The sequence below is a fragment of the Klebsiella sp. NPDC088457 genome, from assembly GCF_044900465.1.
Taxonomy (GTDB): domain Bacteria; phylum Pseudomonadota; class Gammaproteobacteria; order Enterobacterales; family Enterobacteriaceae; genus Klebsiella.
In genome coordinates this window covers 1-19259 of record NZ_JBJDNH010000007.1, presented here as the reverse complement: position 1 = coordinate 19259, position 19259 = coordinate 1, and the positions used below count along the sequence as shown (strand labels likewise).

General features: G+C 61.2%; 18 protein-coding genes and 1 pseudogene. 9 read left to right on the top strand and 10 right to left on the bottom strand.

All coding sequences use genetic code 11. The annotated features are described in order from the left end of the window. Positions 1 to 6 precede the first annotated feature (6 nt). Positions 7 to 1191 (top strand): amidase, encoded by a 1185-nt coding sequence (locus tag ACI2JR_RS06180; protein WP_462478115.1) that lies wholly within the window; start codon positions 7 to 9, stop codon positions 1189 to 1191. Continuing rightward, the gene (locus ACI2JR_RS06175; protein WP_462478114.1) at positions 1181 to 2449 is read left to right on the top strand and encodes a Zn-dependent hydrolase; all 1269 of its coding nucleotides are present in this window, start codon (positions 1181 to 1183) and stop codon (positions 2447 to 2449) included. Before ACI2JR_RS06180 ends, ACI2JR_RS06175 begins: the two co-directional genes overlap by 11 nt. Positions 2450 to 2551: 102 nt before the next feature. Here ACI2JR_RS06175 and ACI2JR_RS06170 read toward each other — a convergent pair whose 3' ends face one another. Further along, positions 2552 to 4018, bottom strand: a complete 1467-nt coding sequence (locus ACI2JR_RS06170; protein WP_132728763.1) for a MocR-like pyridoxine biosynthesis transcription factor PdxR — start codon at positions 4016 to 4018, stop codon at positions 2552 to 2554. A 233-nt stretch (positions 4019 to 4251) separates the two neighbouring features. Here ACI2JR_RS06170 and ACI2JR_RS06165 point away from each other — a divergent pair, with 233 nt between their 5' ends. Genes ACI2JR_RS06165 through ACI2JR_RS06150 form a run of 4 tightly spaced genes read left to right on the top strand, consistent with a single transcriptional unit; the run spans position 4252 to position 7226 of the window. Continuing rightward, positions 4252 to 5103 carry a transporter substrate-binding domain-containing protein gene (locus tag ACI2JR_RS06165; protein ID WP_462478113.1) on the top strand — a complete coding sequence of 284 codons (852 nt, stop codon included), beginning with the start codon at positions 4252 to 4254 and terminating at the stop codon, positions 5101 to 5103. A gap of 47 nt (positions 5104 to 5150) precedes the next feature. Further along, positions 5151 to 5792, top strand: a complete 642-nt coding sequence (locus ACI2JR_RS06160) for an amino acid ABC transporter permease (protein WP_132728767.1) — start codon at positions 5151 to 5153, stop codon at positions 5790 to 5792. Positions 5793 to 5806: 14 nt separating this feature from the next. Continuing rightward, complete coding sequence (locus tag ACI2JR_RS06155; RefSeq protein ID WP_132728769.1) at positions 5807 to 6472, top strand: amino acid ABC transporter permease; 666 nt, start codon at positions 5807 to 5809, stop codon at positions 6470 to 6472. Then, positions 6465 to 7226, top strand: a complete 762-nt coding sequence (locus tag ACI2JR_RS06150; RefSeq protein ID WP_462478112.1) for an amino acid ABC transporter ATP-binding protein — start codon at positions 6465 to 6467, stop codon at positions 7224 to 7226. Before ACI2JR_RS06155 ends, ACI2JR_RS06150 begins: the two co-directional genes overlap by 8 nt. A 44-nt stretch (positions 7227 to 7270) precedes the next feature. Here the strand turns inward: ACI2JR_RS06150 and ACI2JR_RS06145 are convergent, their stop codons facing one another. Next, positions 7271 to 8035 carry an SDR family NAD(P)-dependent oxidoreductase gene (locus tag ACI2JR_RS06145; RefSeq protein WP_132728772.1) on the bottom strand — a complete coding sequence of 255 codons (765 nt, stop codon included), beginning with the start codon at positions 8033 to 8035 and terminating at the stop codon, positions 7271 to 7273. A gap of 180 nt (positions 8036 to 8215) precedes the next feature. Between ACI2JR_RS06145 and ACI2JR_RS06140 the strand changes: the two genes are divergently transcribed. Beyond that, positions 8216 to 9553 carry an aspartate aminotransferase family protein gene (locus tag ACI2JR_RS06140; protein ID WP_462478111.1) on the top strand — a complete coding sequence of 446 codons (1338 nt, stop codon included), beginning with the start codon at positions 8216 to 8218 and terminating at the stop codon, positions 9551 to 9553. Between the two features lie 30 nt (positions 9554 to 9583). On the opposite strand, the gene ACI2JR_RS06135 is transcribed toward ACI2JR_RS06140, so the two are convergent. The 5 genes from ACI2JR_RS06135 to ACI2JR_RS06115 form a co-directional block, all read right to left on the bottom strand. After that, positions 9584 to 10288, bottom strand: a complete 705-nt coding sequence (locus ACI2JR_RS06135) for an ABC transporter ATP-binding protein (RefSeq protein ID WP_132728776.1) — start codon at positions 10286 to 10288, stop codon at positions 9584 to 9586. After that, entirely contained in the window at positions 10275 to 11111 is an 837-nt protein-coding gene (locus tag ACI2JR_RS06130; protein ID WP_462478110.1) for an ABC transporter ATP-binding protein, read from the bottom strand. The genes ACI2JR_RS06135 and ACI2JR_RS06130 overlap by 14 nt, the downstream gene beginning before the upstream one ends. Continuing rightward, positions 11104 to 11937, bottom strand: coding sequence for an ABC transporter permease (locus ACI2JR_RS06125; protein ID WP_462478109.1), 834 nt, complete (start codon positions 11935 to 11937; stop codon positions 11104 to 11106). Before ACI2JR_RS06125 ends, ACI2JR_RS06130 begins: the two co-directional genes overlap by 8 nt. Continuing rightward, complete coding sequence (locus tag ACI2JR_RS06120) at positions 11937 to 12986, bottom strand: ABC transporter permease (protein ID WP_462478108.1); 1050 nt, start codon at positions 12984 to 12986, stop codon at positions 11937 to 11939. Before ACI2JR_RS06120 ends, ACI2JR_RS06125 begins: the two co-directional genes overlap by 1 nt. Before the next feature lie 115 nt (positions 12987 to 13101). Next, entirely contained in the window at positions 13102 to 14670 is a 1569-nt protein-coding gene (locus ACI2JR_RS06115; protein ID WP_462478107.1) for an ABC transporter substrate-binding protein, read from the bottom strand. A 196-nt stretch (positions 14671 to 14866) separates the two neighbouring features. On the opposite strand from ACI2JR_RS06115, the pseudogene ACI2JR_RS06110 reads away from it, so the two are divergent. Beyond that, a pseudogene (locus ACI2JR_RS06110) lies at positions 14867 to 15173 on the top strand (GNAT family N-acetyltransferase); the annotation flags it as partial. 113 nt (positions 15174 to 15286) lie between these two features. Here the strand turns inward: ACI2JR_RS06110 and betA are convergent. The 3 genes from betA to betI are packed head-to-tail and all read right to left on the bottom strand — an operon-like array spanning position 15287 to position 19043. Continuing rightward, positions 15287 to 16951: a choline dehydrogenase gene (betA, locus tag ACI2JR_RS06105; RefSeq protein ID WP_462478106.1), complete on the bottom strand. Its 1665-nt coding sequence runs from the start codon at positions 16949 to 16951 to the stop codon at positions 15287 to 15289. A gap of 14 nt (positions 16952 to 16965) precedes the next feature. Then, entirely contained in the window at positions 16966 to 18438 is a 1473-nt protein-coding gene (gene betB / locus ACI2JR_RS06100) for a betaine-aldehyde dehydrogenase (protein WP_462478105.1), read from the bottom strand. Positions 18439 to 18449: 11 nt separating this feature from the next. Then, positions 18450 to 19043: a transcriptional regulator BetI gene (gene betI, locus ACI2JR_RS06095; protein WP_132728790.1), complete on the bottom strand. Its 594-nt coding sequence runs from the start codon at positions 19041 to 19043 to the stop codon at positions 18450 to 18452. A 128-nt stretch (positions 19044 to 19171) separates the two neighbouring features. Here betI and ACI2JR_RS06090 point away from each other — a divergent pair. After that, on the top strand, positions 19172 to 19259 hold an 88-nt coding region (locus ACI2JR_RS06090), incomplete at its 3' end, for a hypothetical protein (RefSeq protein WP_462478185.1).

Sequence of the window (19259 nt, the reverse complement as noted above, 5' to 3'; positions counted from 1 at the left end):
ATACGCATGCAGGATGAGAATCACGCATTTATGCCCTATCCGGCGCATCCGGTAGTGCACGCGTTGAGCGGGCCGCTGAGCGGGATGACCTTTGCCGTGAAAGACCTGTTTGACGTCGCCGGCTACCCGACCGGCGGCGGCAACCCGCATATTCTGGCGCGCTCCGGCATTAAACAACGTACTGCCCCGGTGGTGCAGACGCTGCTGGATAACGGGGCGCGCTTTATCGGCAAAACCCATACCAGCGAGCTGGCCTACTCGATGAGCGGCCACAATGTTCACTACGGTACCCCGCGCAATGGCGCCGCGCCGAATCACATTCCCGGCGGCTCCTCTTCGGGCTCTGCGTCGGCGGTGTCGAACGCGGTGTGTGATTTTGCGCTCGGTACCGATACCGGCGGCTCGGTGCGCACGCCGGCCAGCTACTGTGGTTTGTTCGGCCTGCGTCCCACGCACGGACGCCTGTCTCTCGACGGCTGTCAGCCGCTGTGCGCAACGATGGATACCTGCGGCTTCTTCGCCCGCACGCCGGAGGTTTTTCGCGCGGTCGCCGATTGCCTGCTGGACAGTTCCCCCCCGGCGGTGACCGCCGTGAAGCTGGTGAGTCATGATGCGCTCTTTGCCCGCCAGCCGCTGCGTAGCCAGCAGGCATGGCTGCCGGTTTGCCAGCGACTCGGGCGCTTTTTTGGCGCCATCGCCCCGCTGAACGCGCCGCTCCCGGACAGTGAGGCGATTTATCTCGCCTTTCGTCAGATTCAAGGATATGAGGCCTGGCAGGCGCAGGGCGAGATCATTGAGCGCGATGGCTTACAGCTGGGGCCGGATGTGCGTGAGCGGTTCCTGTGGGGGAAAGCGGTGACCCCCGCGCAATATGACGCCGCCTGCCAGCAGCGAGAGGCCTTTAGCGCCTGGTGGCAGGCGCAGTTGGGCGACGCGGTACTGGTGCTGCCGACCGTGCCCGACGGCGCGCCGCTGCTGACGGCGCAGGCCGATGAGATTGAGTCCACGCGCCGGCTTGCCCACGATCTGCTGTTGATTTCGGTGATGACCCGGCGGCCGCAGGTGACGCTGCCGGTCGCCCAGGTCGGCGGCCTGCCGCTGGGGCTTTCATTTTTAGGGCCGCGCGGCAGCGATCGTCTGCTGGTAGAGATGGCCGTTGCGTTCGCACAAGGAGACAAAGATGAGCAGTGAGGTCCTTTTTACCCCGGTTGCAGAAACCGCCGGCTGGCGTATTAACGGCGAGCGGTTATGGGATTCGTTGATGACGCTGGCGGAAATCGGCGCCACGCCGAAGGGCGGCTGCTGTCGCCTGACCTTTACCGATCTCGACAGGCAGGGACGGGATTTAGTGATTGGCTGGGCGCAGGCGGCCGGGCTCAGCGTCGCCATCGATAAAATCGGCAATGTGTTTATGCGCCGTGAAGGGCGTAATCCGCTGCTGCCGCCGATCGTTGCCGGTAGCCACATCGATACCCAGCCCACCGGCGGCAAATTTGACGGCAACTACGGCGTGCTGGCGGCGCTGGAGGTGATGCGCACGCTTAACGATCTGCATATTGAGACCGAGGCGCCGATGGAAGTGGTGTTCTGGACCAACGAAGAGGGGTCGCGTTTTGTCCCGGTGATGATGGGCTCTGGCGTATTTGCCGGCGTCTTCCCGCTGGAAACGATCTATGCCGCGCAGGATGCCGCGGGCAAAACGGTGGGGGACGAGCTGGCGCGGATTGGCTATATCGGCAGCCAGACCCCGGGCGACCACCCGATCGGCGCCTACTTTGAGGCCCATATTGAACAGGGGCCGATCCTGGAAAATGAACAACAAATCATCGGCGTGGTGCAGGGCGTTTTAGGCATCCGCTGGTACGACTGCGTGGTCACGGGCCAGGAGTCTCACGCCGGGCCGACGCCGATGCGCCTGCGCCAGGACGCTTTGCAGGTCGCGACCCGTATTATGCAGGAGGTGGTGGCGATTGCCGGGGGCAGCGAAGAGGGGCGCGGCACCGTCGGGATGGTGCAGGTCTATCCGAACAGCCGCAACGTGGTGCCGGGCGAAGTGACGTTCTCTATTGATATGCGTAATATCAGCGATACGGCAGTGGATGACATGGACCGCCAGCTGCGCGCCTTTATCGCCCGCGTGCAGCAGGAGAGCGGGCTGACGGTGCAGTTGAACGAGGTCAGCCACTATCCCGCGGCGCCGTTTCATCCCGATTGCCGGCAGGCCATTGCCGACGCGGCGGCACTGCTTGGCTATCCATCGCGGGAGATTGTCTCCGGCGCCGGGCATGATGCGGTGTATATGAGCTATCTGGCTCCCACGGGAATGATCTTTATTCCCTGCAAAGATGGGATCAGCCACAACGAAATCGAATATGCCTCGCCGGAACACGTTACCGCCGGCGCGAACGTGCTGCTGCAGGTCATGCTGCAATACGCGCGGGTGGCGTAACCTGGAGAAAGGATCCCCCGGCTGGCGTTGCGCCTGGCCGGGCTACGGAGTGTGCTTCCAGGGGCCACGGGGCGGGTCGTCCGGATAAGGCGCAACGCGCCGCTATCCCATCTGCGCCAGCTGGTGGCACAGGACCTCCACCCCGGGCTCTATCGCATCGGGATTGATGGCGTGAAAACCCATGCGGAAAAAATTATCCGGCGGGGTGGCGTTGAGAAAATGGCGTGCGCCGGGCTCAATCAGCACCCCGGCGTGGGCGGCGCGCCAGGTCAGCTGCTGGGTATTGATCTGCTCCGGCGTCGCCAGCCAGAAGGCGTTGGCGTGCTCGCTGCCGGGAATAATCCGGCACTCCGGCAGGTAATTTTGTAGCGCGCTATTCAGGCGCTCCCAGCGCTGCGCGGAGTCGTAATGATAGCGCCGCAGATGGGTTTCGTAATGGCCCTGGGCGAGGAAGTGCGCCATCTGGTACTGGATATTGGTCGGCGGATGGCGATAAACCAGCCGCCGCAGCGCCCGCGCCTCATCAATCAGGTCCGGGTCGGCCACCATAAAGCCCAGCCGCAGCCCTGGCGACAGGGCTTTCGACAGGCTGCTGACGTAAATGACCCGCCCGCAGCGGTCGCTTGCTTTCAGCGCCGGCAGCGGGTTGAGCGTAAAGTTACTTTCCGAGTCGTAATCATCTTCAATAATCACCGCATCGTGGCGGGCCGCATGCTCCAGCAGCTGGCCGCGCCGCGCCTGGCTCATCGCTACGCCGGTCGGCACCTGGTGGCCGGGCGTCACGTAATAGTAATCGCAGGGCGTATCGTTGAGCACCATTCCTTCCGCGTCCACCGGATGCGGCACGATATCGGCGTCCGCCAGCAGGAAGGTGTTGATCGCCTCGCGAAAGCAGGGGTTCTCCACCCCGACCCGGGTGGCGGGCGACATCAGCAGGCGAGTAAGCAGATACAGCGCATTCTGCGAGCCGAGGGTAATCAGAATTTCATCCGCCGCGGCGACGATACCGCGTTTCGGCAGCACCCGGGTGCGGATCTGTTCAATCAGCATCGGCACGTCCTGGTCGATATGATCGACCACCCAGGCCGGATCGCGTACGCCGCCGTGGAGCCAGTTGGCCGCGGAACGCCAGGTGGTCAACGGGAACTGGCGGGTATCCGGCTGACCATAGATAAACGGATAGCGGTAGTTCATCCAGCCGGCGGGTTTCAGAATCGACTCCTGCTGACTGGGGGTCATTTGCAGCCGGGTGCCCCAGCGTGGTGCAGCGCTCGGGTCATCGGGTGCACTTTGAACCGCGACGGCGGTCGTGGAATGTTGAAAATCCGGGTGCAGATAGTAGCCGCTGCGCGGCCGGCTGATCAGATAGCCTTCGCTGACCAGACCCTCAAACACCAGCGCCGTGGTATTGCGCGACACCCGCAGCTGGCTGGCCAGCTGGCGGCAGGAGGGGAGCGGCGTATCGGCGGCGAAAATACCGCTCAGAATGGCGTTAACCAACGTCTCCCGCACCTGTTCCTGCAAACCGCGACGTTGGTCGAACTCGACGTGCAAAAGGTGACGAATCATGCGGGGCTCCTTACGTGAACACACACTCCCTACACTGCAGCAAATTCCATACCATCCTGAGGGAGACTGACACACTGGCGTGGTGAAACTGGCTCTATCCGGAAAACAAAAACGCTCCCTACAGTAAAAACGCATTCATCAGTCGCGGACCGGAACTTCCGTCGGCACATATTTTGCAAAACCTTTTCATGTTCGGGAATGAACACGTCTGGCGAATTAATTAGGGTGGATTGATGAACAAATCATTGGCTTCAATGTGTCTGGGCGCCGTTATGGCGATGGCCTTTACCTATCACGCCGCGGCAGCGGATCTTCCGGCAATCGAAAAATCCGGCACCCTGAAGGTCGCGACTGAAGACGACTACGCGCCGTTTAACTTTATGAGTAACGGCCAGGCCGACGGCTTCAACAAAGATATGCTGGAGGAGTTGCGCAAGTATGCGAAATTCCACGTCGAACAGAGCATTCTGCCGTGGACCGGACTGTTAGCGGCGGTCTCAACCGGCCAGTACGATATGGCGTTAACCGGCGCGGTGATCACCGATGACCGCCTGAAGGTCTTTGACTTCACGCCGCCATGGGCTTCGGCGCAGCACTACTTCGTGAAACGCGCCGGGGATAATTCACTCGATACCATCGCCGACCTGAGCGGCAAAAAAGTGGGCGTACAGGCGGGCAGCGCGCTGCTGGCGCGGCTGCCTGAGCTGAAGGCGATGCTGGAGAAAACCGGCGGCAAGCTGGGGCCGGTGGTGGAGTATCCCTCCTATCCGGAAGCCTACGCCGATCTCGCCAATAAACGTCTCGACTATGTGATTAACGTGGTGATTTCGGTTAACGATCTGGCGAAAGCCAAACCGAAGGTCTTCGCCAAAGGGCTGGCGGTTTCCGGTCCGGGCTATATGGCGTGGCCCATTCCGAAAAACTCCCCGCAGCTTTTGGCCTATATGACCAAGTTTATCAATCATATGCGTGAAACCGGCAAGCTTGCGGAGCTGCAGAAAAAATGGTTCGGCGAAACCTACGACACTCTCCCGACGGAGGCGATTACCAGCCCGGAACAGTTCCATAAGCTGGCGGGTCTGTAACATTTCGCGGCGGGTCACCGCCGCCTGTTAATGCGAAGGAGGGCCACATGGATGCAATTTCCTGGCAGTTACTGATTGAAGGCGCATGGACGACCCTCTGGATTTCAGCCATCGCCATCGCCTTTGGGGTGGTGATTGGCCTGCTGATCGCCCTGGTACGGATGCTGCGGATCCCGGTTATCGATCAGCTGCTGGTGGTGTATATCAGCCTTGCCCGCGCCACGCCGCTGGTCACCTTGGTGCTGTTTTTATTTCTCTCGTTGCCGACGGTGGGCATTAATCTCGACAAAAACGTGGCGGCGATTGTGGCGCTGACCCTCAACACTTCCGCTTTTAACGCCGAAATCTGGCGCAACGCGTTCCGCACGTTTCCGCGCGAACAGCGCGAAGCGGCCGAGTCCGTAGGGATGCGGCGCTGGACCTATTTTCGCTACATCATGCTGCCGCAGATGTGGATCGAGAGCCTGCCGGCGCTGGTCAACGAAATGTCGTTCCTGATTAAAGGCAGCCCGGCGATCGCGGTGATCGGCGTGGTTGATTTGACCCGCGTGACCAACCGCATCTCATCCGTGACCTATGAACCCCTGTCGCCGATCCTTGCGGCGGGTCTGCTGTACGTGGTGATTATCGGCCTGCTGCTGAAGCTGCAGGGGATGGCGGAGCGGAAAGCGAAACGCCTGGCACGATAACAACAGGAGGAGCTATGAATCAGTGGGCCATTATCTGGTCAGCGCGCGACAGCTTTATCGCCGGGTTATTCGCCACCCTTGAGCTCTTTATTCTCGCCGCCGTGGCGGGGCTGGCGCTGGGAATTGTGCTGTGTTACCTGACCGAATATCAGAAGAAGCTGCTTAACCGCCTGATTATTGGTTTTGTCAGCCTGATGCGCGCGATCCCTTTTTTAATTCTTGCCTATCTGCTCTATTACGGCCTGCCGGAAGTGGGGATCAGTATGGAGGCCTGGACCGCGGGTCTGCTGGCGCTGATTATCTACCACGGCGCCTATTTCTTTGAAATATTGCGCAGCCAGCGGCGGGTCTTTTCCGCCGGCTATATTGAGGCGGCGGTGGCGCAGGGCTTTTCACGTTACCAGATATTCCGCCGGATTATTTTGCCTAATATCGTCTCGTCGGCGCTGCCGCTGATGGGCAACCAGCTGATTATTTGCCTGAAAGATACCGCGTTTCTCAGCATTATCACCGTTCAGGAAATTACCGCTGCGGCCAACAGCGTCCAGGCGACCTGGTTCATCCCGTTTAACGCTTTTATCGTCGCCATTGCGCTTTACTGGGCGATCAGCATTTTGCTGGAGTTGCTGATTAAGCGACTGAGCGCCTGGGGAATCAAAAGAGGAATGAGTCATGCCTGATACGACTGCAGTTAGCATCAAAAACGTCTCCAAGCAGTTTGATAATGTTGAAGTGTTACGTGACATCAATCTGACGGTTGAAAAGGGCTCGGTGGTGAGTATTCTGGGCTCGTCGGGCTCGGGGAAATCCACCCTGCTGCGCTGTATGAACTGGCTGGAACAGCCGGATCGCGGCGAAATTCATATCGGCGGCCAGCGCCTGGGTTTTGATGAACACAATGGCAAAGCGATGTCCCATCGCCAGCTGTCGAAGATTCGCGAACGGGTGGGGATGGTGTTTCAGAGCTTTAACCTGTGGCCGCACCTGACCGTGCAGCAGAACGTCAGCGAAGCGCTGCTGCATGTGAAAGGGATGAAGCGCGATGAGGCCCACGCCATCGCCCTGCGGCAGCTGGAGAAGGTCGGCATGGCGCACAAAGCGGACGCCTGGCCGATTACCCTCTCCGGCGGGCAAAAGCAGCGGGTGGCGATTGCCCGTTCGCTGGCGATGTCGCCGGAGGTGATTCTGTTTGATGAGCCGACGTCGGCGCTGGACCCGGAACTGGTGAATGAAGTGCTGGGGGTGATGAAAGCGCTGGCGGCAGAGGGCTACACCATGGTGGTGGTGACCCATGAGATGGAGTTCGCCCGTCAGGTCTCGGATGAGGTGGTGTTTCTCGAAAAAGGCCTGCTGATTGAGAAAGCGCCGCCGGAGAAGTTCTTCAACAACCCCGATTCAGAACGAGTACGTCAGTTTTTGCAGAGCAGCCGTTAGCCGCTAAAAAGCCCGGGCGGGTCGCCGCCCGGGCTGGTGGTGCGTTAGTCCCGGTCAATGGCGAACGGCTGCCAGGCCTGACGCACCGGCATGACCTCCACGCGGTTGATATTCATGTGGTCCGGCAGGGTGGCGATATAGTACATCTGCTGCGCGATATCCTGGGCGCTCAGCGGCGTGGTGCCGCGGTAGAGATTATCGGAGGCCGCCTGGTCGCCTTTGGTGCGTACCAGGGTGAATTCGGTCTCCGCAATCCCCGGGGCGAGATCGGTCACCCGCACGCCGGTGCCGAGCAAATCGCAGCGCAGGTTGTAGCTGAACTGTTTGACGAATGCTTTGCTGGCGCCGTAGACGTGACTGCCCGGATAGGGCCACTGGCCGGCGATAGAGCCGATGTTGATAATGCTGGCGCCGGCGCCGTGCTGAATTAACGTCGGCAGCAGCGCGTGGGTGACGTTGACCAGGCCGGTAACGTTGGTATCGATCATCGTTTTCCAGTCCTGCAGATCCACCTTTTGCGCCGGCTGCGGCGCCAGCGCCAGTCCGGCGTTATTAATCAGCGTCTTGATATCGGCAAACCCGGCGGGAAGCGCCGCCACCGCCGCCGCGACGGCATCGCTGTCGCGCACGTCAAGCTCGATAATATGCACCGGCACCTGCTGGCCGAGGCGGTCCTGCAGTTTCTCCAGGCGCGCCAGGCGACGCCCGCTGAGCACCAGCGACCAGCCCGCGTCGGCAAACACCTGTGCCGCCGCTTCCCCAAAACCGGAGGTCGCCCCGGTAATAAACACCACGTTCTTGGTCGTCATTTCATTCTCCTGTGCTCGTTATCCTCCCCACTATAAAAACGCCGGACGCACCGGCACAGGGACAGTCGCGACATGACGTTGTGACACGGTGTCACAACGTTTTCAACGCACTGGCTCTATCCCTTTTGGCGCCATGGGACCAATGATGGTGACAACAACAACGACATCAGAGGGCAGGGTATGAAGCTGGCAATAGACAACGACGTAACGGTAAGCAACGACGAAGTACGCCAACTGGATCGCGCTTATGTCTTTCACTCATGGTCGACGCAGGGCAACCTGAGCCCGCTGGTGATTGCCGGGGCCAAAGGCTGCGAGCTATGGGATTATGCAGGGAAAACCTACCTTGATTTCAGCAGTCAGCTGGTTAACGTCAATATCGGCTATCAGCATCCTTGCGTGCTGGCGGCGATGAAGGCGCAGCTGGAAACGCTGGTGACGATTGCCCCCGCCACCGCCAACCTTGCCCGCGGCGAGGCGGCGAAGCGCATCGTGGCGCTGGCGCCGGAAGGCTTCAGCAAAGTGTTCTTCACCAATGCCGGGGCCGATGCCAACGAGAACGCCATCCGCATGGCGCGGTTGTATACCGGGCGCGATAAAGTGCTGTCGGCCTATCGTTCCTATCACGGCAACACCGGCAGCGCGATTGCCGCCACCGGCGACTGGCGGCGGGTGCCGAACGAATATTCGCGCGGCCACGTGCACTTTTTTAACCCCTACCTCTATCGCAGCGAATTTAATGCGACGAACGAAGCAGAGGAGTGCCAGCGCGCGCTGGCGCACCTGCGGCGCATCATTGAGTGCGAAGGCCCCACGGCGATAGCCGCGATCCTGCTGGAGTCCATTCCCGGTACCGCCGGGATCCTGGTGCCGCCCGATGGCTATATGCAGGGCGTTCGGGCGCTGGCCGATGAGTTTGGCATCGTGCTGATCCTCGACGAGGTGATGGCCGGGTTTGGGCGTACCGGCAGCTGGTTCGCCTTTGAACAGGATGGCGTGGTGCCGGATCTGGTCACCTTCGCCAAAGGGGTCAACGCCGGGTATGTTCCGGCGGGCGGGGTGCTGATTAGCGAACCGATCGCCCGTTACTTTGACGACCATTTCTTTGCCGGGGGCTTAACCTATTCCGGCCATCCGCTGGCGATGGCGGCGATTGTCGCCACCATCGATGCGATGAAAGAAGAGCAGGTGGTGGAAAACGCCGCGCAGGTAGGTAATGAAGTCCTGCGCCCGGGGCTGGAAGCGCTGGCGGCGAAATACGCCATCATCGGCGATGTGCGCGGGCGGGGTCTGTTCCAGGCGCTGGAGCTGGTGAGCGACAAGACGCAAAAAACGCCGTTAACCGCGGCGGATATGGCGGCGATGAAGGGGGCGTTAACCGACGCGGGGCTGCTGGCATTTGTGGTGGAAAACCGCATTCACGTGGTGCCGCCATGCACCATCAGCGCCGCGCAGGTACAGAAAGGGCTGGCGATTTTTGACCACGTCTTCGCACGCTTTACCCACCTGGCGAAATAAGCCGCCGGTTATTCCCGGATGGCTGGCTTATCATGCCATCCGGTGTTCGCCCTGTATCAGCGCTTCGCGGTCGAAGAAGCGCTGAATCACCCCTTCGGCCATCAGCGCCGCCCGATCCGACATATGCGCAATCACATCGGCATCATGGCTGACCAGCAGATAGGTCATCCCGTGCTCCTGCTTCAGCCGGTTCAGGAGGTTGAGGATCTCCGCCTGCACCGACATATCCAGCGCCGAGGTCGGCTCATCCAATAGCAGAATCCGCGGACGGAGCAGCAGCGCCCGGGCGATAGCCACGCGCTGGCGCTGGCCGCCGGAGAGCTGATGCGGGTAGCGGCGCGCGGCGTCGGCGGGGAGCCCCACCTGCTCCAGCGCGGTATTCACCCGCTGCGAAATGTCGCCGATGCCGTGGATTTTCAGCGGCTCGGCCAGGGTTCGCCACAGGGTATGATTCGGGTGCAGCGACGCGTACGGGTCCTGAAATACCATCTGCACATTACGCCGCAGCTCGCCCTGAAAGCGCACCCCGGGCGTCATCGCTTTGCCGAACAGCTCAACCTTGCCGCGCCAGTCGCGCTGCAGACCGGCGAGAACCCGTAGAATGGTCGATTTCCCGCAGCCCGAGGCGCCGATCAGGCTGAAGGTTTCTCCGGCCTCCACGCGGAAACTGGCGGCGGAGACCGCCGTTTTTGCTGCGAAAATCACCTGGAGTGAGTCGAGATTAACCAGCGCCATGGGTCGCCTCCGTAAGATCCTGATTCCTGTCGAGAGTGGGCAACATCTGGCCGTAAGTGCTGGCAGCGGGGCGGCAGGTCCACAGCGTACGGGTATAGGGATGCGTCGCCAGCGGCAGCTCGCGCGCCGCCATCTCATCCACCTGTGAGCCTCGATACATCACCAGCACCCGGTGGCAGTGTTCCGCCACCAGCGGCAGATCGTGGCTAATGAGCAGCATCGCCATCTGCCGCTGTTCGCACTGCTCAACCAGCAGCTCGAGGATCTGATTGCGCAGGCGGGAGTCGAGCGCCGAGGTGGGTTCGTCAGCGATCAGCACCCTCGGGTTATTCAGCAGGACAATGGCGATCATCACCCGCTGCCCCATGCCGCCGGAGAGCTCGCCGGGATAGCGGCTGAGCACCGGTAAATCGAGGCCGACGGCGGCAATGGCGGCTTTCACCGCCTCCAGCCGCGCGCGACGGTTCAGACGTTGATGCAGGGTCAGCGCCTCTTCCAGCTGCGCCTGAATACTCTGCACCGGGTTCAGCGCATAGCGCGGATCCTGCAACACCATGGCGATATCGTTACCGCGAAGCGCGCGCCAGCCGCGATCGTTAAGGGTCAGGAGATCGCGCCCCAGCGCATTCAGCGTCGTGGCGCTGACCGCGCCCGGCTTGCGCACCAGCCCCATCAGGGCGCGGGCGGTCATCGATTTCCCCGAGCCGGATTCGCCCACCAGCGCCAGACGTTCGTTGCCGAGAGTAAAGCTGACGTTATTCACTACCCGGGCGGAGGGGTAGTCGATAGATAATCCTTGTACGTCAAGGCGGGTATCAGTCATGTTGCGGCTCCAGAATATCGCGCAGGCCGTCGCCCAGCAGGTTAAACGCCAGGCTGGCGATCAGGATCGCCGCGCCGGGTGCGGCGGCAATCCACCACTGATCGAAAATGACCTGCATACCATCGGCGATCATTGCCCCCCATTCCGCCATCGGCGGACGGGCACCGAGGCCAAGGAAGCCCAGACCGGCGGCGGCGAGAATAATCCCGGCGAGATCCAGCGCCAGGCGCACGATGGCGGAAGGCAGGCACAGCGGCAGAATGTGGCCGATCAGCAGCCGCCAGCCGCGAATGCCCATCATCTCCGCCGCGGCGAGGTAATCGCTATGGCGCAGGCGCTGAATTTCGCTACGCGCCTGGCGGGCATAGGCGGGCCAGGTGGTCAGCGCCAGCGCCAGCGCGCCGTTGACCAGCCCCGGCCCCAGCATGGCAACAAACGCAAAGGCCAGAATCAGCCGCGGCATCGACATCACCACGTCGGTAAAACGCATCAGGATGCGCTCCAGCCAGCCGCCGTAGTAGCCGGAAAGAATGCCTACCAGCAGACCGGCAGGCAGGGTGATGAGGGTGACCAGCGCCACCAGCCCCAGCGCCGGACGCGCGCCGTAAATCAGGCGCGAGAGCTGGTCGCGGCCGTAGCTGTCGGTACCGAGCCAGTGCCGGGCGCCGGGGCCTTGCAGACGGGCCGCGGCATCCTGCCAGTTGGGATCGAGCGGCGCCAGCCACGGGGCGAACAGCGCCACCAGCAGGAACAGCGTAATCATCGCCAGCCCGCAAAAGGCGGCGGGGGAGCGGCGCAGGTGACGCCAGAACAGATAAGTCGGCATCAGCGCACCCTCGGGTCGGTTAACCGCACCAGCAGATCGGTGAGGTTATTGATCAGGACAAAACTCGCGCCAATCAGCAGCGTGCCGCCCATGATCGCCGTGGTATCCCCGGCAAACAGCGCGGTGGTCAGGTAGCGGCCAATTCCCGGCCACGAGAAGACGGTCTCGGTCAACACCGCGCCTTCCAGCATCGAGGTCCAGGCCAGAGCGATAACCGTCAGCAGGGTGCCGCGAATATTCGGCAACACGTGGTGAATCAGGATCGTCATCTCGCTGGCGCCTTTGGCGCGCGCCAGCAGGATGTACTCTTTATTCATCTCGCTGAGGCAGGCGGAGCGGGTCAGACGGGTGATGCTGGCCAGAGAATAGTATCCCAGCAGCAGCACCGGCAGCACCAGGTGGCCGACGGCGTTTTTGAAGGCCTCTTTATCGCCGGAGAGCCAGGTATCAATCAGCACGAAGCCGGTACGCGGCTCGACGGTATATTGATAGATATCGTCCAGTCGCCCCGGTCCGGGGGTCCATTGCAATCGGGCATAGAACAGCGCCAGCATCAGCAGGCCGAGCCAGAAAATGGGTACCGAGTTGCCGAGCAGGGTAAAGGTACGGACGGCCAGATCCCCCGGGGAACCAACGTAGCGGGCGCACAGCACGCCGGCAATGACTCCCAGCAGGGCGCCCACGATCAGCGCCAGCGTCGCCAGCTCGAGGGTGGCGGGGAAGGTGGCGAGCAGATCGTGCAGCACCGGCTGGCCGGTGGAACTGGCGATGCCCAGATCGCCGTGGGCAAGATTGACCAGATAGTGCCAGAACTGGACCGGCAGCGGCCGATCGAGGCCGAGCTGGTGGCGAACCTGATCGTAGGTGGACTGGCTGGCATGGTCGCCGACGATTTGCAGCACCCGGTCGACCGGCGACAGCGCCGAAAGCGCAAACGTCGCCAGCAGCAGGCCGAGCAGGGTCAGCGCCAGCGTGAGCAGCCCCTGAAACAGCGCGAGCAGAGGACGCCTGCTGCGCCGCTCTGCTCTGGTGGGTAAAACAACTGACATGTGAATTCCGTTGGTTAAGCCGGTCGGTTTGTGCCGGTAGCCGGCGAAGCGCAGCGCCAGCCGGGGCTTGCCCCGGCTGGCGGCGAAAAGCCTTCTCCGGACGACAAAAAGCGCGTTACTTGGTTACCCGATCATACCAGACCATATCGGCGTTCAGGCCCTGCTGATAACCCTTCACGTTATCGCGTACCACGATCTGGGTTTTGCCCTGGTCAACGAACACATACGGCGAACTGCGCTGCAGCTCTTCCTGCATTTTTTTATACCGATCAAGGCGTTTTGCCGGGTCCGGCTCGGCGAGCGCCGCCTGCGTTTCCTGATTCAGCTGCGGGATCTGCCAGCCGTTCAGACCGGCGACGGTGCTGGATTTACCATCATTCCAGGCGAAGGCGCTGGCGTTGGAGTGGGCATCGAAATAGTCCGGGATCCACAGACGGATCGCCGCCTGATGCTGTTTCGCCCGCACGCGGGCATACACCTGACTGCCGGCCGCCGGCAGCAGATCAATCTTCACGCCGCCCTGGGCAAAACTGGCTTGCATCGACTGGGCGATGGTGATAAACGGCGGTTTGTTCTCCACATCAAGGGTGAAGTGCGCATCTTTAATCCCGGCTTTGGCGAGGATCGCTTTGGCTTTCGCCGGATCGAATTTAAACGGGTTATTCTCCAGCGCGCCCGGCAGGCCGACCGGCAGGAAACTTTGATGAACGAAATACTGCCCTTTGAGCAGATCTTTGGTGATGCCGTCGTAGTCCACCAGCCAGCGCGCGGCTTCCCAGAGGGCCGGGTTTTTCAGCAGCGGGTTGGCGCTGTTGCCGGTGTTAAAGGCCAGGTAATTCTGCTCGGCTGACGGGATACTCAGCACCTTGACGCCGGGTTTATCCTGCAGGGCGGCGATCTGATCGGCGCCGAGATCGCGCGCCACGTCGGCATCGCCCTGTTGAATCAGCAGGCGGCGGGAGGCCGGATCGGGAACGTTTTTAATAATGATGCTTTTCAGCTTCGGCGCGCCGGTGGGCGAGCTGTCGTTGGCCTCCAGCACGATGGCCTGGTGCGGCTGATAGACGCGCATTTTAAACGCGCCGCTGCCTGCGGAGTGCATCTTCAGCCAGCCGTTACCGAAATCATTGTCTTTCACGTTCGGGGCGACCAGCTTCTCATCGACGATCGAGGCGATCGGCGTCGAGAGGATATTCAGCGCCACCGCCGGGCTGACGTCGGCGCTCCAGCGCAGCTGCAGCGTGTGGTCATCCACTTTTTTCAGCTGGCTGGCAATATTATCCGGCTGCCAGCCGAGGACGTTGAGAATAAAAGCGGGGGACTTATTCAGGGTTACCGCGCGGGTGTAGGAGAAAATAATATCTTCCGGGCGCAGCGGGTTACCGGAGGCGAACCTGGCGTCCGCTTTCAGCTTGATGGTCAGCGTTTTCGCTGCCGCGTCCGCCTGCCAGCTTTCCGCCAGAATCGGGGTGATTTTTTCAGGGTTATCGCGATCCGGCTGAACCAGGCGCTGATAGAGACTCGGTACCGTCTGAATGCTGGAAAGCTCGTTGGCTTCCGCCGGGTCGAGGCTGACGATATCGTCGAGGCCCTGGGCGACAACCAGAGTGGTCGGCGGCGTAGCGGCATGGACGGCGGCGGAGAGCGCGGTCAGCACCAGGAATGAGAGCAGTTTTTTGGTCATGAGCAATCCCTGAAAAATGTTGTTTTGATTATTTATGCTTCGCTACGTTAGGCCGCTTCCTCGCAGCCGTAAAGTCAAAATACGGATAACCTTATGCATAAAAAGAATAATTCATATCTTCGGGTTATGAATAAAAAAAGCGCCGCGCGCTTTTTGTCCATACCGCTTCTTGCCATAACAAATTTATTACAATTCAATGCGGTGTCGGTATGGCGGAAATCAATCCAATCAGTACGGGCAGACGGTGAATGATATTGTCGCGGGCTGGCAGGGCGCGAGGCTCCTGAAGCGTGCGCCGCTCTGCGGGCGGTTTTGCCGGCTTGAGCCGCTGGATGTGACGCGCCACGCCGCTGATTTGTTTGCGGCCTACGCGCTCGGCGATGAGGGCGACTGGACATGGCTTGCCAGCAGCTGTCCGGCAAACGTGGCGGCCACCGCTCACTGGGCGGCGGGAAAAGTGAACGATTGAGGCGCTGGTGCCGTTCGCGGTGATTGGCCTGCGCGTGGCTGGCGACGGAGAATTTCGATACTCAGGGGAGGCAGCGGCTGGAGGTCTTCAGCGCGTCGTTTGCCGAGGTAACCTGACCTCTCCCCGCGGGGAGAGGAGGTGAGCGTGTTACCGGCGTATCGGCGCATCGCCCGCGACATAATAGCTCGCCGTGCTGCGCGGCAGCGGCTGGCGGCCGCGGATGGCATCCGCCATCTTCTCGCCAATCATGATGGTGGTGGCGTTCAGGTTGCCGGTGATAATCTGCGGCATAATTGACGCATCCACCACCCGCAGGCCTTCCAGACCGTGCACGCGGCCTTCGCCATCCACTACCGCCATCTCGTCGTAGCCCATTTTACAGGTACCGCACGGGTGGAAAGCGGTCTCGGCGTGATTGCGCACGAACTCATCCAGCTCGGCATCGCTCTGGCAGTCGAGGCCGGGGCTGATTTCGCGTCCGCGATATTTATCCAGCGCCGGCTGGTGCATGATTTCGCGGGTGATGCGTATCGCATCGCGAAACTCCTGCCAGTCCTGCTCGCTGGACATATAGTTGAACAGAATCGCCGGGTGCTCGTGCGGGTCGCGCGATTTCAGGCGCACGTGGCCGCGGCTTGGCGAACGCATAGAGCCGACGTGGCACTGGAAACCGTGCTCCTTCACCGCGTTCGAACCGTTGTAGTTAATCGCCACCGGCAGGAAGTGGTACTGAATGTTCGGCCAGGCGAACGTTTCCCGGCTGCGGATAAACCCGCCGGCTTCAAACTGGTTGCTGGCGCCGATACCGGTACCGCCGAACAGCCATTCGGCACCGATTTTCGGCTGGTTCCACCACTGCAGCGCCGGATAGAGCGACACCGGCTCTTTGCATTCATACTGCAGATACATCTCGAGATGGTCCTGCAGGTTTTCGCCGACGCCGGGCAGGTCGTGAACCAGCGGGATATCAAACTGGCGCAGCAGATCCGGGTTGCCGACGCCGGAGCGCTGCAGGATCTGCGGCGAGGCGATAGCGCCCGCGCAGAGCAGCACTTCTTTACTGGCCGTCGCTTTTGTCGGCGCGGTGCTGTCGCCCTCCAGCCATTCGACCCCGACGGCGCGTTTGCCGGCAAAAATAATATGATCGGTCATGGCGTGGGTACGAATGGTCAGGTTCGGGCGCCCGCGGGCCTGGTCGAGGTAGCCGCGGGCGGTGCTGGCGCGGCGGCCCTGGGGAGTGACGGTACGATCCATCGGCCCGAACCCTTCCTGCTGATAGCCATTCAGGTCGTCGGTGCGCGGATAGCCCGCCTGCACACCCGCTTCCACCATCGCGTGGAACAGCGGGTTATTATTCTGCTTCGGCGTGGCAACGCTCACCGGGCCGTCGCCGCCGTGATAATCATTCGCGCCGATGTCGCGGGTTTCCGCTTTACGGTAGTAGGGCAGGCAGTCGAGATAGCTCCAGCTCTCCAGGCCCGGCGCGGCGGCCCAATTGTCGAGATCCATCGCGTTGCCGCGGATGTAGCACATGCCGTTAATCAGCGAGGATCCGCCGAGACCTTTGCCGCGTCCGCACTCCATGCGGCGGTGGTTCATATACGGCTCAGGTTCGGTTTCATAGGCCCAGTTGTAGCGTTTGCCCTGCAGCGGGTAGGCCAGCGCGGCCGGCATCTGGGTGCGAAAATCAAAGCGATAATCCGGACCGCCGGCTTCCAGCAGCAGAACGGTGGTGTGCGGATCTTCCGTCAGCCGTGTCGCCAGTACGTTGCCGGCGGAGCCGGCGCCAATAATAATGTAGTCAAACTGCAAAAATGACCTCCTGGTTAAAATATGGAGTGAAACTGAGCCATCTCAACCTGGATGGATTTTACCTGGGTGTAGCTCTGGAGCGTCATGACGCCGTTTTCGCGGCCGATACCGGAGTGCTTATAGCCGCCGACCGGCATCTCCGCCGGGGATTCGCCCCAGCTGTTGATCCAGCAGATCCCGGCTTCAAGCTGATGAATCACGCGGTGGGCGCGATTTAAGTCCGGGGTGACCACTCCTGCCGCCAGACCGTATTCGGTGGCGTTGGCGCGGCGAATCACTTCCGCCTCGTCTTCATAGGTCAGAATCGACATCACCGGGCCAAAGATCTCTTCGCGGACGATGGTCATCTCGTCATGGCAGTCGCTAAAGACGGTCGGGGCAACCCACGCGCCGCTGGCGAAGGCGTCGCCTTGCAGCACGCCGCCGCCGCACAGCAGACGCGCGCCTTCCCGCTTACCGCTCTCGATATAGCGCAGGACGTTGTCGCGGTGCGGGAAGCTGACCAGCGGACCAAAGTTGGTGTGCTCATCGAACAGATCGCCGGGACGAATCCGCGCCACGCGGGCGAGGATTTTCTCTTCGAACGCCGCTTTCGCGCGCGCCGGGATAAACACCCGGGTGCCGTTGGTGCAGACCTGGCCGGAACTGTAGAAGTTGGCCATCATCGCGATATCGGCGGCGAGGTCGAGGTCGGCATCGTCGCAGACGATCAGCGGCGACTTGCCGCCCAGCTCCATGGTGACTTCCTTCAGCGACGAAGCGGCAGAGTTTGCCATCACTTTTTTGCCGCTGGCGACGCCGCCGGTGAACGAGACTTTGGCGATATCCGGGTGTTCAGTCAGATACCGCCCGGTTTCGGCGCCGATCCCCGGCAGGACGTTAAAGACGCCGTCCGGCAGGCCGGCTTCGCGGTAGATCTCCGCCAGTTTGAGGGCGGTCAGCGGGGTCACTTCACTTGGCTTAAAAATCATCGCGTTTCCGGCGGCCAGCGCCGGCGCCGATTTCCACAGCGCGATCTGGATCGGGTAGTTCCACGCGCCGATGCCGGCAACCACGCCCAGCGGCTCGCGGCGGGTATAGATAAATGAACTGTCGCGCAGCGGGATCTGGCTGCCTTCCAGCGCCGGGATCAGGCCGGCGTAATACTCCAGCACGTCGGCGCCGGTAACGATATCGACCGCGGCGGTTTCGCTCAGCGGTTTACCGGTATCCAGCGTCTCCAGACGCGCCAGCTCGTCGTTACGCTGGCGCAAAATATCCACCGCTTTACGCAGGATACGCGAACGCGCCATGGCGCTCATCGCCGCCCACACCTTTTGCCCCTGTTGGGCGCTTTTTACCGCCCGGTCGACGTCTTCGCGACCCGCAGCCTGGACCGTCGCCAGCACTTCCCCGGTGGCAGGGTTGATGGTCTCGAAGGTTTTCCCGGTGGTGGCAGGGACGTAACCACCGTGGATATAAAGCTGCTGTTCGGCCATTCGGGACATGGTTTCCTCCATTATTGAGAAGTCGGTGGCAGATACTGGCTGATGAAATGGTCGGCGAGCGTTTCGGCGCGGGCTTTATCGAGCGGTTTACCGCTCAGCGCCGCGCGTAGCCACAGCCCGTCGATTAAGGCGGAGAGGCCATATCCGGCCTCCTGCGCCCGTTCGCGCGGCAGTTCGCGCTGAAATTCATACACGATATTCGACAGCAGGCGCTTGCTGCTCACCTGCTGCAGACGATAGAGCATCGGCTGATGCATGCTGCTGGCCCAGAAGGCGAGCCAGGCTTTCATCGCCGCACCGCTGATCTGGCTGTCGTCGAAGTTGCCGGCCACGATGGCCCGCAGCCGTTTGCCGGCGCTGGCGCCGGGCAGGGCCTGCAAACGGCTCAGCACCGCCAGCCGGAGCTGGCCGGTGATATCCCGCATCGTCGCTTCCAGCAGCCCGTTCTTATCCTTAAAGTAGTGACTAATGATGCCGGTCGATACGCCTGCCCGTCGGGCAATCTGCGCGACAGTCGCATCATGCATCCCCACCTCGTTTATCGCCTCCAGGGTAGCGTCAATGAGCTGCCGCTGGCGTATCGGTTGCATCCCCAGTTTGGGCATTTCGTTGGTTCCATTCATCAGCTTTGTTTATCTATTAAAGCGGTTTTTGATTGGACGTTCAATATAAAATGTGTCTTAATTGTTACCGTTTTGGATTTCAATAGTTGCAAAAACAGTGAGGATACTGGATGACAGACCTTTCGCCGAGCAGAGAAAAGGACAAAATCAATCCGGTGGTTTTTTACACTTCCGCCGGACTGATTTTGTTGTTTTCCC